Below are 14,921 nucleotides of genomic sequence, written 5' to 3'. Positions count from 1 at the left end.
TGACGGGGGATCTGCCTCGTGGACCGGTGGTCGGTGGGTCGGTGCTGGTCGGGCCGTACCCGCGGTGGCGGACCGCCACCCGACCATCACCCGGCTGCTCCCGGTTACCGCTCCCGCCGCCGCAGCCAAGCTGGCGTGCAGCGACGGGGTCTTCATTCCGGGGCAGGTCGCGGGGCGCGGGACGGCTCCCCTCCGGCCGTCCCACGGACCGTGGTGTCGCCACGCCCGGAGATCAAGCGAAGACGGTGAGTAACCCGTGCCATACGGACAGACTGCATCAGGGACGTGCGACATGCAAGTTGCACGTCGAGTTTTGCTGATAGATGAGTCGGACACGCAAACGGCGAAACTTGAAGCGTCAGGGATCGGAGCGGCACACTGGACGCCGGTTTCGCCCGTCGCGGCCGGTCGACGACCGGCACCACCCCCTGCCGCGAACGACACCCGCCGCCCGCCGGTCGCGCCCGCGGTGGGAGCGGAACCGGGGCGCGACCGACCGGAGGTAGCCGGGTGACTGTGAAGCGTGTTCCCGCAAGCCGATGGACGACGGCACCGTGAGCGCGAGGAGTGAGCCGGTCCGGCGAGCCCCGCAGTCGCGAACCGAGGTGACGCCGTGAGCGAACGGCGTAGCCCCACCATCCGTCGGCGCCGGTTGGGGGCGGAACTCCGCCGGCAGCGGGAGGCGGCGGGCATCACCATCGAGGTCGTCGCCGAGCAGCTGGAATGCTCGGCGTCGAAGATCTCCCGGATCGAGACCGGCCACACCACGGCGACCCCGCGTGACGTACGCGACATGCTCCGCATCTACGGGGTGGTCGGCGCGGAGAGCGACGAACTGGTGCAGATCGCCCGGGAGGCCCGGCAGAAGGGCTGGTGGCATCCGTACAGCACGGTGCTCGTCGGCGCGTACGTCGGCCTGGAGGCGGCGGCCAGCTCCATCCGCGCGTACGAGCAGCAGGTGGTGCCGGGACTGCTGGAGACCGAGGAGTACGCGAGCGCGATGATCCGGGCGGCCCGGCCGGACTTCACCGCCGAACAGGTCGACCAACGGGTGCGTGTCCGTCTGGGCCGTCAGTCGTTGTTGACGCAGGACGATCCGGTCGATCTGTGGGTGGTGCTCGATGAGGCGGTGCTGAGCCGGCCGGTTGGCGGCGACGCGGTGATGCGTGGTCAGCTCAAGCGGTTGGTGGAGGTGGCCGAACTGCCGAACGTGACAGTGCAGGTCCTGCCCTTCGAGGTGGGAGCGCACGCCGGCATGGACGGGACCTTCACGATCCTCAGCTTCCCCGAGCCGAGTGATCCCGATGTCGTGTACGCGGAGAACGCCACGGGTGGACTCTTCCTGGAGAAGAGTGACGAACTGCAGAAGTACAGCTTCATCTTCGATCACATTCGAGCAGCGGCCATGCGCCCGGAGGAGTCCGTCGCACACATCGCAAAACTGGCAGAGGAGCCACTGTGGAAATGGCGACCAAGGAGTTCCCCGTGGACCTGACGCAGGCGACGTGGTTCAAGAGCTCGAAGAGCGGGCCGAACTGCGACAACTGCGTCGAGGTCGCGTACGTGACCGGGGCGGTCGGAGTGCGGGACTCGAAGGACAAGACCGGCCCGGCCCTGGTCTTCGCTCCGGGTGACTGGCACGCCTTCGTCGCCCGCGCCCGAAACGGCGTGTTCGGCCGGAGCTGACCGGCACCGAGATGTGGTCCCGCCCGGCAGTGCCGCCGGGCGGGACCATTCGTGTCCGCGCACCCGCGCCGCGGCGGCCACCCGTCGCCAGTTCCGATCCGCCTCGTTGAACCGCACGGATCGGCAACCGAACAAGGCAGGCGAGACGGATGACGACGATCGGTTCAGAGAACCTCACCAGCGGCCCGGGCAAGCCCGAGCGGTTCGGTGGCAAGTACCGGGGTGCCCGCCGGGACACCGTCCTCACCGAGGTGGTCTCCGGTGACGGCGAGGACGCCCGCGAGGGTGGCGTCCCCGAGCAGGCCGCGGCGCCGCTGTCCCTGCCGTCGCTGGATCCCAACCCGCTGACCGAACCGTCCTTCCCGCCGAGCGGCTGGCCGGTCGAGCAGCAGGAGTCCCTGGTGGACCATCCACTGCTGCGCGGCCTGCTGATGGAATTGCCCCCGAAGGGCAGCGTGCCCCCGCCCGGCTGGCTGGACCGCTGGTTCGAGGCGACCCGCGCGATCCTGGAACTGCTATACGTGCAGGGCGCGAGCCGGTCGCGCTGACACCGCCTCGGCGGCCGGCATCGCCCGCTCGGCGAGCCGGTTGTGCCGCAGCGCGTGGCGTACTCCGATCGCGCACACGCCGAGCACCCCCACGGTGATCACCGGGCCGGCGACGCCCGGCGCGGCGAACAGGTCGACGCCGACGGCCGGCAGCACCGCCACGAGCACCGCGATCGCCGTCGCCTGGAGCGGCAACGCGATCAGCGGGTGCGCCGCCGCCGCGCGCAGCCCGTGCGGGGCGGGCGTGCCCGGCGCCGCCGCGAACGCGCCCGCACCGGACCGCAGCCGCCGGACCCGCCGTACCGTGCAGACCGCCACGACGGCCGCCGGCACCGCGGCGAGGCCGAGCGCGGAGGCGGCCCGGTCCACAGTGGTGTCCCCGGCGCTCTGCAGGCCCGCGGCGAGGACCGCCGCGGTGAGCGCGAGGCTGGTCATCACCAGGGCGGACAACCATCCGGTACGCCGGCGCAGCGCCCGGGCGCGGTCCAGCCCGGGCAGGCTCTCGGCGACCATTCCGGCGGCGAGCCAGACGGCGGCGACGGGAAGCAGCAGGGCGAGACGGTCATCCATGGCCCCAAGCCTTGCCCGTTCCGGCGTCCGTCGAATCCGGGACGGCACCCCGGTTCGTCCCGTACCCGGGCCCGTAGGGGTGGGGTGCGGCTCAGACGTCGAACGTGACGGGACGCCCGGTGGCCGGCGCCGGCGGGGTCGCCTTCCACAGGCCGGTCTTCTGGGCCGCGAGCCGGGCCAGGTAGGCCGGGTTGAGGATGACGTACCGGCGCCACAGGCGCTTGGGTTCCAGGCCGAGCCGCCAGAACCACTCCAGGCCGGCGCGCTGCATCCACGGCGGCGGGTTGCGCAGCAGGCCGGCGTGGTAGTCGAAGGCCGCGCCGACAGCCATCAGCGGCATGTCCAGCAGCGGGCGCATGGCGTACGCGAAGACCTCCTGGCGCGGGCAGCCCAGCCCGACCAGGACGAGGCGGGCGCCGCTGGCCCGGATCCGGTCGGCGATCTCGGCGTCCTCGCCCGGCGCGACGGCGCGGAACTTGGACGGCTCGACCCCGGCGATCTTCAGCGCTGGGAACTTGCGCTCCAGCGCCGGGACCAGCCGGGACAGCGTCTCCTCGGTGGAGCCGTAGAGGTAGACGGGCAGCCCTTCCTCGGCGAACCGGGCGAGCACGCGCAGGGTCAGCTCCGGCCCGTAGACACGGTCGGTGAGCCCGGCGCCGTGCAGCAGGTTGAGCGCCCAGCGCACCGGCTGCCCGTCCGGGGTGACCACGTCGAACGAGTTGAGCCGGGCGTTGTGCGCCGGGTCGAGCACGCCTGTCATCACGCCGTGCACGGCGAGCGCGGTGAGCGCCAGCGGGCGGCGGTCGTGCGCGGCCGCCACCACGGCCTCGGTGGCCCGGGCGTAGTCGGTCGCGTCGACCCCGACGCCGAGCACGTTGCGCTTGGTCCCGGTGGTCATGCCTTCGGTACCCACTTGTCGACGTTCGCCTCGTAGATCTCGCGGAGGATCATCGGCACGTCGTACGTGATCTTCCAGGACGGGTAGTGCTCCTCGAAGCGGGCCATGCTGCTGACGTACCACTGGTGGTCGCCGGTGCGGGCCTGCTCGACGTAGTTGATCCGGGCCTCCCGGCCGGTGATCTCCTGGGCGATCCGGAACGCCTCGATGTGCGAGGTGTTGGAGTGCCGGCCGCCGCCGAGGTTGTAGACCTGGGCCGAGCGCGGCTCGCGGAAGAACGCCTCGAACGCGGTCAGCACGTCGTACGAGTGGATCGCGTCCCGGACCATCTTCCCCTTGTAGCCGAAGAGGTTGTACGTCCGGCCCTCCATCACGCACCGCATCAGGTACGCCAGGAAGCCGTGCAGCTCGGCGGCGGAGTGCGCCGGGCCGGTCAGCGTGCCACCCCGGAAGCAGGCGGTCCGCATGTCGAAGTAGCGGCCGTACTCCTGGACCATCACGTCGGAGGCGACCTTCGAGGCGCCGAAGATCGAGTGCAGCGACTCGTCGATCGACATGTCCTCGGTGATGCCGTCGTACCAGCGGTGGTCCTCGGGCAGTTCGTACCGGGTCTCCAACTCGATCAGCGGGAGCGAGTTCGGCCGGTCGCCGTACACCTTGTTCGTGGAACAGTGGATGAACGGTGCGTCGATCGCGTGCCGCCTGGTGTTCTCCAGCACGTTGAGCGTGCCGCCGGCGTTCACGTCGAAGTCGGTGAACGGCTCCTTGGCGGCCCAGTCGTGGCTCGGCTGGGCGGCGCTGTGGACGACCACGGCGATGTCCTTGCCGTACCGCTTGAAGACCTGCTCCAGCCCGTCGCGGTCGCGGATGTCGACGGCGTGGTGGGTGTACGCGGAGCCGAGGTCGGCGGCGAGCCGGTCCAGGCTCCAGGCGGTCGAGCCGTCCTCGCCGAAGAAGTACCGCCGCATGTCGTTGTCGATGCCGACCACGTCGAGACCGAGTCCGGCGAAGTGCCGGGCCGCCTCGGAGCCGATCAGACCGCCGGAACCGGTCACCAACGCGACAGTCACACGCCACTCCTGGTCCGTGGGAGGCAGGGAAACCATCGGAGCATAGCGTGACGTCCGAAACGCCCCGATACGAAGCAAGGGCCCCGCTGTGTGCGGAGCCCTTGTTCTGGTGGGGATGGGGGGAGTTGAACCCCCACGTCCTTTCGGACACACGGACCTGAACCGTGCGCGTCTGCCATTCCGCCACATCCCCGTGGCACGACCCGGAACACCATATCGCATCCCGCGCCCGCCATCTGCGGCGGGTGCCGGGACATATTACGCTGTCCACTGGTCACGCCACGAACGATCACCGCTCGTGGCGGGCGAAACCTTAGCACGCTCGCGGGCCTGGTCACGAACGGGCCGACGGCAGCCGGCCGAGCGGCGTGTGAGCTGCGGAGGCGGTGTCCGGATACCATCATTGCCTCGGGACCCGAGGAGGAGCCGGTGAGCGTGCTGCAACGCTTCGAGAAGCGTCTGGAAGGCCTGGTCGAGGGGGCCTTCGCCAAGGTCTTCAAAGGGGTGGTCCACCCCGTGGAGATCCTTAACGCCATGCAGCGGGAGGCCGAGGCGCACAAGGCGATCCTGGCCGGTGGGCGAACGCTTGTGCCCAACCGCTACGTGATCGATCTCTCGCCCTACGACCACAGTCGGCTGGCGCCGTACGCCGCCGCGCTGGCCCAGGAGCTGGCCCAGTCGCAGGCCGAGTTCATCGGCGAGCAGGCGTGGACGGTCTACGGCGACGTGATCGTCGAGGTCGAACGCGGTGAGGGTCTGGACACCGGCATGTTCCGGGTCACCGCCGAGGTCTACACCGGCGGTGACGTCGCCCCGGTCTCCGCGCCCGGCGGTTACGACGCCGGCCCGGCGTACCCGGCGTACGACCAGGGCGGCGGCTACGGCCCCCCGCCCGGTCACGGCGGCGGCCGCAACGTGCGCCTGGTCTCCGGCGACGGCCGCACCTACCCGCTCCAGATGGGCTCGACCGTGATCGGCCGCGGCGACCAGGCCAACCTGCGCCTGCCCGACGTCGGCATCTCCCGGCGCCACGCCCGGCTGGACTTCGACGGCGGCCAGGTGGTGCTGACCGACCTGGGCTCCACCAACGGCACGATGGTCAACGGCCAGCGTGTCTCGGCGGTCGCCCTCAACCCCGGCGACATGATCCAGCTCGGCACCACGACGCTGACCTTCCGCGTGGACGGCTGATCCGCGTTGCCGGAACTCGTCATCACCGTCGCCCGGTTCGGGTTCCTGATCCTGCTGTGGATCTTCGTGTTCACGGTGGTCGGCGTGATCCGCCGGGACCTCTTCGCCGGCGCCCGGTCGGGCCGGCTCGTGGCCGCGCCGCGGGGGATCGGCGCGTCGACCGGGCAGTCTGGGAAGCCGGCGAAGGCCAAGCGCGGCCGGGCCGCCCACCAGCTCGTGGTCACCGCCGGTCAGCTCGCCGGCACCCGGATCACGCTCGGCGAGGCCCAGATCACCATCGGCCGGGCGGAGGACTCGACCCTGGTGATCACCGACGACTACGCGTCGGCGCGACACGCCCGGCTGGTGCCCCGCGACGGGCAGTGGTACGTCGAGGACCTCGGATCGACTAACGGCACCTATCTCGATCGCGCTAAGGTCACCGGACCAACCCCCGTCCCCCTCGGCGTGCCGATCCGGATCGGCCGCACTTCCCTCGAATTACGGCCATGACTCTGACCCTGCGCTACGCGGCCCACAGCGACCGCGGTCTGATCCGAGACGGCAATCAGGATTCCGTCTACGCCGGACCGCGGCTGCTCGCCGTGGCCGACGGCATGGGCGGCATGGCCGCCGGTGACGTCGCCAGCAACATCGTCATCGGTGCCATGGCGCCCCTCGACGAGGACGTCCCCGGTGACGCCCTGGTCGACGCGCTCCGCTCCGCCGTGGGCACCGCCAACCAGCAGCTCCGCGACACCGTGGACGCCAACCCGCAGCTGGAGGGGATGGGCACGACGCTCACCGCGACCCTCTTCTCCGGCAGCAAGCTCGGCATGGTCCACATCGGTGACTCGCGGGCCTATCTCCTGCGCAACGGCGAGTTCGCGCAGATCACCAAGGACGACACGTACGTCCAGATGCTCGTCGACGAGGGCCGGATCAGCGCGGAGGAGGCGAGCAGCCACCCCCAGCGCTCGCTGCTCACCCGGGCGCTCGACGGCCGCGACATCGACCCGGAGTACAGCGTCCGCCAGGTGCTGCCCGGCGACCGTTACCTGATCTGCTCCGACGGGCTGTCCGGCGTGGTCAGCGCGGAGACGATCGCGGACACCATGCGGGAGTACCCCGACCCGCAGCGGTGCGTGGAACGCCTGGTGCAGCTCGCGCTGCGCGGCGGCGGTCCGGACAACATCACCGTGATCATCGCCGACGCCACCGACCAGGACATCGTCGAGGCGTCCCCGATCGTCGGCGGCGCGGCCGCCCGCGACCGGGGCATGGCGACCTCGGCCGACGACTCCACCCCGGCGGCCCGCGCCTCGGCGCTGTCCGCCCCCCGGCCGCCCGCGCCGGAGGAGCCGGCGGACACCCGTGACGACGAGCCCGAGCGGCGTCGCCGCCGGCCGCTGCGTACCGTCGCGATGGTGCTGGCGCTCGCGGTGATCGTCGGTGGTGGCGTGTTCGGCGGCTGGACGTACACCCAGCGGCAGTACTACGTCGGCGCCACCGACGACGGCCAGCTCGCGGTCTTCCGTGGGGTGCCCGGCCAGGTCGCCGGGCTGGACCTGTCGAACGTGCACGCGCGCAGCGACGCCCGGCTCGACGACCTCACCCTCGCCGCCCAGGAGCGGGTGAAGCAGGGCATCCAGGCCCGCAACGAGCCGGACGCGGAGCGCCGGTTGGCGGAGTTGACCAGCGAGGACCCGGCGAACCCGAACCTCAAGCCGCGCTGCCCGCCCGATCCGTCGCCCGGTGTGACCAGCCCGAGCCCGGTGACGACGACGGGCGCGCTGAACCCGCAGGTCAGCGGCAGCCCGGTACCGTCCGCGCCGCCCGCCGGCTCACCGACCCCCGGCGCGCCGACGCCGACGTCGACCATCACGCCCGACGCCGTACCCTCCGACACCGTTCCGCCGGCCGACCCGGCGGGTTGCCGGTCGCCGGAGTGAGTGCCGGCTCGATCCCGAGGACGTATCCGTGACCGCAGCCGCCGTACCGGCCGCCTCGCCCGCTTCGACGGGCGAGCAGTCCGGCGTGCGCCTGGCCCGGTCCCGGCGTAACGCCGAGCTGTCCCTGCTCCTGCTCGCCATGGTGCTCGTGGCCGCGTACGCGGCGATGGTCGAGGCGAAGGCGCTGGACACGATCACGTCCGACTTCTGGATCCCGGCTGCCGCGCTGGGACTGGTCTTCCTCGGCCTGCACCTGGTGATCCGCTGGCTGGCGCCGTACGCCGATCCGGCGCTGCTGCCGGCGGTGGCGCTGCTCAACGGCATCGGCGTCGGCTTCCTGCGGCGGTACGACCTGGCCAAGGCCGCGCCCGCCGAACGGGAGGACCTGGCCATCTTCGCCGGCACCGGCGGCCGGCAGCTCGCCTGGACGCTGGCCGCCGTGGTGCTCGCCGCCGGGCTGCTGGCGGTCATGCGGGACCACCGTTCGCTGTCCCGGTACGCGTACACCCTGGGCCTGGCCGGCATCGTCCTGGTGATGATCCCGGCGATGCTGCCGTCGCGGTTCTCCGAGATCAACGGCGCCAAGCTCTGGATCATCGTGCCCGGGCTGGGGCAGATCCAGCCGGGTGAGTTCGCGAAGCTGGCCCTGCTCACGTTCTTCGCCTACTACCTGGTGCGCAAACGCGAGGTGCTCTCGCTCGCCAGCCGGCGGGTGCTCGGCATCGACTTCCCGCGCGGGCGCGACCTCGGCCCGGTGCTCGTGGTGTGGATCGTCAGCCTCCTGGTCCTGATCTTCGAGAAGGACCTGGGCACGTCGCTGCTCTACTTCGGCATGTTCGTGGTGACGCTCTACATCGCCACCGAGCGGGTCAGCTGGCTGCTGATCGGCCTGATCCTGTTCTTCGGCGGCGCCTACCTGGCGTACGTTCTGGGTAGCACCGTGGGTGGCCCGTTCGCCAACTTCTACGACCGGGCGCAGATCTGGCTGGACCCGTTCGCCGAGCCGTACGACAGGGGTTACCAGCTGGTGCAGGGCCTGCTCACGCTCGGCACCGGCGGCCTGTTCGGGGCCGGGCCGGGCGGAGGTCAGCCGACGCTGCTGCCCGAGGTGCAGACCGACTTCATCTTCGCCGGCATCGGTGAGGAGATCGGGCTGTTCGGTCTCTCCGCGCTGCTGGTGATCTACCTGCTGATCGTGGAGCGGGGCCTGCGCGCCGCGCTGGCGGTGCGGGACTCGTTCGGCAAGCTGCTCGCCGGCGGTCTGGCGTTCACGCTGGGCCTCCAGGTCTTCGTCATCGTCGGCGGCATCAGCAAGCTCATCCCGCTGACCGGTCAGACCACCCCGTTCCTGTCTGCCGGTGGCTCCTCGCTGATGGCGAACTGGCTGCTGATCGCCGTGCTGCTGCGGGTCTCCGACGGCGCCCGCCGTCCGGTGACCGGCGGTGGTGGCCCGGCGGCCCGGCCCGGCGGCGGCCCGCCCGAGCAGTTGCACGGCGCCCAGACGGAGGTGATCCGGCCGTGAACGCCCCCCTGCGCCGCGTCGGCGTTGTCGTGATCGTCCTGTTCGGACTGCTGTTCGCGAACCTGAACTGGATTCAGGCATACAAGGCCGACGAGTACCGCAACAGCGACTACAACGGCCGCGTCCAGGTCGCCGAGTACGACCGCAAGCGCGGCAACATCGAGGTCGGCGGCACCGCGTACGCGCTCAGCAAGGAGACCGGCGGTGAGCTGAAGTACCAGCGCAGCTACCCGGGTGGGGCGATGTACGCGCACGTGCTCGGCTGGAAGCCGGTCAACGGCAGCGCGAGCGGCATCGAGCGACTGGAGAACGACTTCCTGGCCGGCACCAGCGACGCGCTCATCGCCAGCCGGATCAAGGACATGTTCACCGGTGACGAGACCGGTGGCGGCAACGTGCTGCTGACGCTCTCCAAGCGGGCCCAGGAGACGGCGTTCAAGCAGCTCAACGACAACGAGGTCGGCGCGACCAAGGGCGCGGCCATCGCGATCGACCCGCGTACCGGCGCGGTGCAGGCGCTGGTCTCGATGCCGAGCTTCGACCCGAACCCGCTGGCGAGTCACAACAGCACCGAGGCGGACCGGGCGTACAACACGCTGGAGAAGGACAAGGAGCGGCCGCTGGCGAACCGGGCGTTGTCCGAGACGCTGCCGCCGGGCTCCACCTTCAAGATCATCATGGCGGCGGCGGCGCTGGAGAACGGCGTCGGGCAGCAGACCCGCATCCCGGCCGGCTCCAGCTACACCGCGCCCGGCGCCGGTAAGCCGATCGGCAACGCCGCGCCGTCGATCTGCCCCGAGTCGCAGGTGACGCTGCGGGAGGCGGTCACCGAGTCCTGCAACACCGGCTTCGCCCAGCTCGGCGTCCGCCTCGGCGCCGACAAGGTCAAGGAGAAGGCGAAGCAGTTCGGCTTCGAGCAGGACGACCTCACCGTCGGCCAGCTCGGCGAGGGTGGCCTCCCGGTGGCGGCCAGCCGCACCGGCGACATGCAGAACCCGGACGGCAGCACCGACCAGGCCGCGCTGGCGCAGTCGTCGATCGGCCAGAACAACGTGCGGATGACGCCGCTGCAGGGCGCGCTGATCGCCGCCGCGGTGGCCAACAACGACGGCAAGCAGATGCGTCCCTACCTCGTCAAGCAACTGCTCGGGCCGGACCGCACCACCGTCTACGACGCCGCCCAGCCGCGCGAGCTGCGCCGCCCGATCAGCGGTCAGGTCGCCGCCGACCTGCGCGACATGATGCAGAACGTGGTGAAGGAGGGCACCGGTCGCCGGGCCGCCATCGACGGCTTCGTCGTCGGCGGCAAGACCGGTACCGCCGAGTCCGGCCCGAACACCCCGGACCACGGCTGGTTCATCGGCTTCGCGCTGGACAAGGACGGCACGCCGCTCTCCGCGGTCTGCGTCGAGCTGGAGCAGGCGGGCAGCGGCGGCAGCGCCGAGGCGGCCCGCATCGCCGGCCGGATCATGGCGGCGGCGATCGCCGACTCCGGGAGGCGCTGACGTGCTCGGCCCGGGAGTGAAGCTCGGCAACCGCTACCGCCTCGACGAGCGGATCGCCAGCGGTGGCATGGGCGACGTGTGGCGCGGCACCGACCAGGTGCTGGGTCGTACCGTCGCGGTCAAGAGCCTGCTCCCGGCGCTGCTCGACGAACCCGGCTTCGCCGAGCGGTTCCGCGGCGAGGCCCGGACCATGGCCACCATCAACCACCCGGGCGTGGTCGACGTCTACGACTTCGGCAGCGACCAGCACATCGCGTTCCTGGTGATGGAGTACGTCGAGGGCGACGCGCTCTCGGCCACGCTCAGCCGGGTCGGGCGGCTGACCCCGGCCCGCACGATGGCGCTGCTGGCGCAGGCCGCCGACGCGTTGCACGCGGCGCACGAGAAGGGCATCGTGCACCGCGACGTGAAGCCCGGCAACCTGCTGGTCCGGCCGAACGGCACGCTCGTGCTCACCGACTTCGGCATCGCCCGCTCGGAGTTGGTCGGCCAGCTCACCGCCGCCGGCTCGGTGCTCGGCACCGCCTCGTACATTTCGCCGGAGCAGGCCACCGGCGCTGTCGCCACCCCCGCCTCGGACGTCTACGCGCTGGGCGTGGTCGCGTACCAGTGCCTGGCCGGCCGCCGTCCGTTCGAAGGGGACAACCCTCTCGAAATCGCCATGAAGCACGTACGGGACGCGCCCCGGCCGCTTCCGGCCGACATCCCGCCGCAGGTCCGGGCGATCGTCGATCGGGCCATGGCGAAGGATCCGGCCGCCCGCTGGCCGAGCGCCGCCGCGCTGGCGAGCATCGCCCGGCAGGCCAAACTCGCGCTCTCGCAGGCGGCCCGCTCCGGGCGCCCGATCTCCGGCGTACCCGCCTCGCCGGCCGCACCGGTCGCGCGGGCGCAGGTGCCGACGGCCGCGCCGCGCCCGCAGCCGCCGGCCGCGGCCCCGCGCCCGCAGCCCCGGCCACCCGTGTCGCCGGCCCGCCCGCCGGTCGCGGCACCGCGCCCGGCCGTGATCGCGCATCCCGCCCCGCAGCCCCGCCCACCGGTGGCACCGCGCGGCGCGGCCCCCGTACCGCAGCCACGCCCCGTGCCCCCGCACACCCCCCTGGGGTACGCGCGACCACCCGCCGCCGCTGCGCCCCGGCGCTCCCGGTCCGGGCTGTGGACGACGGCGATCGTGGTGGCCGTACTGGTCATCCTCTGCTCGGGCGTGATTTCGTTCCTGTACCGGAAATACGGTGGTACCGCAGCCGCTCCGGCGAGTGTGAGCGTTACCTCCGGCGCGGTGCAGGCGTACGGAGGCGACTATCCGGTCCGCACGTCGTACCGTCGTGAGGTACGCCTCCTGCCGGCCGGCGGCGGTACGACGACGAGCGAAGGACGAGAGACGCGATGACAGCGCAGGCCCGCCTGCTCGGTGGCAGGTATCAGGTCGGCGAGCTGCTGGGCTACGGCGGCATGGCCGAGGTGCACCGCGGCCGTGACCTCCGGCTCGGGCGGGATGTCGCGATCAAGATGCTCCGTGCCGATCTGGCCCGGGATGCCACCTTCCAGATGCGGTTCCGCCGGGAGGCGCAGAACGCCGCCTCGCTCAACCACCCGGCCATCGTCGCCGTCTACGACACCGGCGAGGAGACCGGCCCCACGGGCGAGACCCTGCCGTTCATCGTCATGGAGTTCGTCAACGGCCGGACCCTCAAGGAGGTCCTCGGCGTCGAGGGGCGACTCCAGCCGCGGCGGGCGCTGGAGATCTGCGCCGACATGTGCGCGGCGCTGGAGTTCAGCCACCGGCACGGGATCATCCACCGGGACATCAAGCCCGGGAACGTGATGCTCACCCAGACCGGCCAGGTCAAGGTGATGGACTTCGGCATCGCCCGGGCGCTGGCCAGCGGCGCCACCACGATGACGCAGACCAGCGCGGTCATCGGCACCGCGCAATACCTCTCGCCCGAGCAGGCGCGCGGCGAGGCGGTCGACGCCCGCTCCGACGTCTACGCGGCCGGCTGCGTGCTGTTCGAGCTGCTCTGCGGCCACCCGCCGTTCGTCGGCGACAGCCCGGTCAGCGTCGCGTACCAGCACGTACGGGAACAGCCGCCGACGCCGAGCACGATCAACCCGGACGTCAACCCCGCCGTCGACGCCATCGTGCTCAAGGCGTTGTCGAAGAACCCGCTCAACCGCTACCAGAGCGCCGGTGAGATGCGGGCGGACCTGCTCCGTGCCGCCGCCGGGCGGCCGGTGCTCGCCACCCCGGTGATGCCGGCCGAGGAGACCATGCCGATGGGCGCCGCCGCGGGCGGCTACCACCAGGCGCAGCAGACCCAGATGATGGGCCCGCAGACCCGCCAGCAGCCGGTGGCGCGGGTCGGTGACCCGGGCAAGCGCAAGAGTTCGTCCTGGGTCATCGCTTCGTTCGCCGCACTCGGCGTGCTCGCGGTGATCGCGCTCGGCACCGCGCTCTGGCTCAACCAGGCGGGCAACGAGAAGGTGTCGGTGCCGCAGTTGGTGGGCCGTACGCAGGCCGAGGCGCAGGCGGCGCTCACCCAGGCCGGGCTGCGGTTCACAGACGGTGACCCGGTGCAGAACACCACGTGCGAGAAGGGCTCGGTGGTCGACCAGAGCCCGTCCTTCGGCCAGCGGGTGGAGAAGAACACCGAGGTCACCGTCAACGTCTGCACCGGCCCGGGCCAGGTGAACATCCCCACCGGCCTGAAGGGCAGCACCGTGGGTGCCGCGCAGACGCGCCTGCAGGAGCAGAATCTCGTTCCCGTGGTGGAGGAAGTGAACGACAGTGCGCCGAAGGACCAGGTCGTCGACGTCTCGCCGAAGGAGGGCAGCGCGGTCGCCGAGGGCAGCAAGGTGACGCTCAAGGTCTCCAGGGGCAACGTCAGCGAGGTGCCGAACGTCCGCGGCTACACCGAGGACCAGGCGACGCAGCGGCTCGAGGAGGCCGGCTACGAGGTCCGGGTCGAGGAGGGGAACGAGGTCGACCCGTCCGACGCGGGCAAGGTCAGCAGCCAGTCGCCCCGCGCCGGAACCAGCCTGGCCAAGGGCGAGCGGGTGACCATCGAGGTCGACGTGCCGCGCGAGGAGGAGGAGCCGACCAGCCCGACACCGAGCGCCACCCCCAGCCCGTCCCCGAGCACACCGGGCGACGATGGCGGCGGCAACGGCGGCGGCAGTGGCTTCCCGTTCCCGCCGGTGGCCCCGACCCGTACCGACCGCTGACCACCACCTGACCGACGCTGCGGCGTCCCCGCCCACCTTCCCCGTCGATCATGAAGTTGGCGGCAGTGGACGCCCGATTTGTCCCCGCAACTTCATGATCAACCGGCGCAAGGGCGGGCGGGGGTCAGGCCGGGGTGAAGGCGGCTCGGCGGCGGGCGTCCACCTCGGCGGTCAGCTCCGGGGCGCGCTCCAGCGCCGCCGGGAAGCCGCAGGCGGCCAGCCAGTTCGCCAGCATCAGGTGACCGCCCTCGGTCAGCACCGACTCGGGGTGGAACTGCACGCCCTCGATCGGCAGCGTGCGGTGCCGCATCGCCATCACCACGCCGGAGGCGGTCCGGCCGGTGACCTCCAGCTCGTCGGGAAGCGTCTCGGGCAGGACGGCCAGCGAGTGGTAGCGGGTGGCGGTGAACGGATCGGGCAGCCCGGCGAGCACGCCCACGCCGTCGTGGCGTACCTCCGAGGTCTTGCCGTGCAGCAGTTCCGGCGCGCGGGCGACAGTCGCGCCGAACGCCTCGCCGATCGCCTGGTGACCGAGGCAGACACCGAAGATCGGAAGCTTGCCGGCGTACTCGCGGATCACGTCCAGGCAGATGCCGGCCCGGTCCGGGCTGCCGGGGCCGGGCGACAGCAGGACACCGGCGGCACCGGCCCGGCCCACGTCGGCGACGTCGATCTCGTCGTTGCGCCGCACCTCGCAGTCCGCGCCGAGCTGGCCCAGGTACTGCACGAGGTTGAAGACGAACGAGTCGTAGTTGTCGATCACCAGTACGCGCATCGG

The 14,921-nt window shown here is 71.7% G+C and carries 14 protein-coding genes and 1 tRNA gene; 10 read left to right on the top strand and 5 right to left on the bottom strand.

Annotated elements, in window-relative coordinates; translation table 11 throughout:
- The first annotated feature begins 613 nt into the window (after positions 1-613).
- From C569_RS0109665 to C569_RS0109655, 3 genes are all read left to right on the top strand, one after another.
- Complete coding sequence (locus C569_RS0109665) at positions 614-1,495, top strand: helix-turn-helix transcriptional regulator (protein WP_026267914.1); 882 nt, start codon at positions 614-616, stop codon at positions 1,493-1,495.
- Positions 1,465-1,686: a DUF397 domain-containing protein gene (locus tag C569_RS0109660; RefSeq protein ID WP_013283299.1), complete on the top strand. Its 222-nt coding sequence runs from the start codon at positions 1,465-1,467 to the stop codon at positions 1,684-1,686. The genes C569_RS0109665 and C569_RS0109660 overlap by 31 nt, the downstream gene beginning before the upstream one ends.
- Before the next feature lie 149 nt (positions 1,687-1,835).
- Positions 1,836-2,234 carry a hypothetical protein gene (locus C569_RS0109655; RefSeq protein ID WP_018785579.1) on the top strand — a complete coding sequence of 133 codons (399 nt, stop codon included), beginning with the start codon at positions 1,836-1,838 and terminating at the stop codon, positions 2,232-2,234.
- Here C569_RS0109655 and C569_RS0109650 read toward each other — a convergent pair.
- The 4 genes from C569_RS0109650 to C569_RS0109635 form a co-directional block, all read right to left on the bottom strand.
- Positions 2,202-2,804: a hypothetical protein gene (locus C569_RS0109650; protein ID WP_018785578.1), complete on the bottom strand. Its 603-nt coding sequence runs from the start codon at positions 2,802-2,804 to the stop codon at positions 2,202-2,204. The genes C569_RS0109655 and C569_RS0109650 overlap by 33 nt on opposite strands.
- Before the next feature lie 91 nt (positions 2,805-2,895).
- The gene (locus C569_RS0109645; protein WP_018785577.1) at positions 2,896-3,702 is read right to left on the bottom strand and encodes a WecB/TagA/CpsF family glycosyltransferase; all 807 of its coding nucleotides are present in this window, start codon (positions 3,700-3,702) and stop codon (positions 2,896-2,898) included.
- A complete protein-coding gene (locus C569_RS0109640; protein ID WP_026267913.1) occupies positions 3,699-4,808 on the bottom strand; it encodes an NAD-dependent epimerase/dehydratase family protein in 1,110 nt (369 codons plus the stop codon). The genes C569_RS0109645 and C569_RS0109640 overlap by 4 nt, the downstream gene beginning before the upstream one ends.
- Before the next feature lie 71 nt (positions 4,809-4,879).
- A tRNA-Leu gene (locus C569_RS0109635) sits at positions 4,880-4,965 on the bottom strand.
- Positions 4,966-5,174: 209 nt separating this feature from the next.
- On the opposite strand from C569_RS0109635, the gene C569_RS0109630 reads away from it, so the two are divergent.
- From C569_RS0109630 to pknB, 7 genes are all read left to right on the top strand, one after another.
- Complete coding sequence (locus C569_RS0109630; protein ID WP_026267912.1) at positions 5,175-5,963, top strand: DUF3662 and FHA domain-containing protein; 789 nt, start codon at positions 5,175-5,177, stop codon at positions 5,961-5,963.
- A gap of 6 nt (positions 5,964-5,969) precedes the next feature.
- Positions 5,970-6,455, top strand: coding sequence for an FHA domain-containing protein (locus C569_RS0109625; protein ID WP_018785575.1), 486 nt, complete (start codon positions 5,970-5,972; stop codon positions 6,453-6,455).
- Positions 6,452-7,894: a PP2C family serine/threonine-protein phosphatase gene (locus tag C569_RS0109620; protein WP_018785574.1), complete on the top strand. Its 1,443-nt coding sequence runs from the start codon at positions 6,452-6,454 to the stop codon at positions 7,892-7,894. The genes C569_RS0109625 and C569_RS0109620 overlap by 4 nt, the downstream gene beginning before the upstream one ends.
- An 85-nt stretch (positions 7,895-7,979) precedes the next feature.
- Positions 7,980-9,416 carry an FtsW/RodA/SpoVE family cell cycle protein gene (locus tag C569_RS0109615; protein ID WP_369753265.1) on the top strand — a complete coding sequence of 479 codons (1,437 nt, stop codon included), beginning with the start codon at positions 7,980-7,982 and terminating at the stop codon, positions 9,414-9,416.
- On the top strand, positions 9,413-10,921 hold the full coding sequence (locus tag C569_RS0109610; protein WP_018785572.1) for a penicillin-binding protein 2: 1,509 nt from the start codon (positions 9,413-9,415) through the stop codon (positions 10,919-10,921). The genes C569_RS0109615 and C569_RS0109610 overlap by 4 nt, the downstream gene beginning before the upstream one ends.
- Position 10,922: 1 nt before the next feature.
- On the top strand, positions 10,923-12,308 hold the full coding sequence (locus tag C569_RS0109605; protein ID WP_026267911.1) for a serine/threonine-protein kinase: 1,386 nt from the start codon (positions 10,923-10,925) through the stop codon (positions 12,306-12,308).
- Positions 12,305-14,143 (top strand): Stk1 family PASTA domain-containing Ser/Thr kinase, encoded by a 1,839-nt coding sequence (gene pknB / locus C569_RS0109600; protein WP_018785570.1) that lies wholly within the window; start codon positions 12,305-12,307, stop codon positions 14,141-14,143. Before C569_RS0109605 ends, pknB begins: the two co-directional genes overlap by 4 nt.
- 124 nt (positions 14,144-14,267) lie before the next feature.
- Here the strand turns inward: pknB and C569_RS0109595 are convergent, their stop codons facing one another.
- Entirely contained in the window at positions 14,268-14,918 is a 651-nt protein-coding gene (locus C569_RS0109595) for an aminodeoxychorismate/anthranilate synthase component II (protein ID WP_018785569.1), read from the bottom strand.
- Positions 14,919-14,921: the final 3 nt, after the last annotated feature.

Source organism: Micromonospora sp. CNB394 (assembly GCF_000374985.1).
GTDB lineage: Bacteria > Actinomycetota > Actinomycetes > Mycobacteriales > Micromonosporaceae > Micromonospora > Micromonospora marina.
The sequence above is the reverse complement of the archived record's forward strand: the minus strand, read 5'-3'. Positions and strand labels throughout refer to the sequence as shown.

What these genes read in the sequence shown, in the direction of transcription:
- C569_RS0109660 (WP_013283299.1), top strand. Translation starts at nt 1,465, where the DNA reads ATGGCGACCAAGGAGTTCCCCGTGGACCTGACGCAGGCGACGTGGTTC.
- C569_RS0109655 (WP_018785579.1), top strand. Translation starts at nt 1,836, where the DNA reads ATGACGACGATCGGTTCAGAGAACCTCACCAGCGGCCCGGGCAAGCCC.
- C569_RS0109650 (WP_018785578.1), bottom strand. Translation starts at nt 2,804, where the DNA reads ATGGATGACCGTCTCGCCCTGCTGCTTCCCGTCGCCGCCGTCTGGCTC.
- C569_RS0109645 (WP_018785577.1), bottom strand. Translation starts at nt 3,702, where the DNA reads ATGACCACCGGGACCAAGCGCAACGTGCTCGGCGTCGGGGTCGACGCG.
- C569_RS0109640 (WP_026267913.1), bottom strand. Translation starts at nt 4,808, where the DNA reads ATGGTTTCCCTGCCTCCCACGGACCAGGAGTGGCGTGTGACTGTCGCG.
- C569_RS0109620 (WP_018785574.1), top strand. Translation starts at nt 6,452, where the DNA reads ATGACTCTGACCCTGCGCTACGCGGCCCACAGCGACCGCGGTCTGATC.
- pknB (WP_018785570.1), top strand. Translation starts at nt 12,305, where the DNA reads ATGACAGCGCAGGCCCGCCTGCTCGGTGGCAGGTATCAGGTCGGCGAG.
- C569_RS0109595 (WP_018785569.1), bottom strand. Translation starts at nt 14,918, where the DNA reads ATGCGCGTACTGGTGATCGACAACTACGACTCGTTCGTCTTCAACCTC.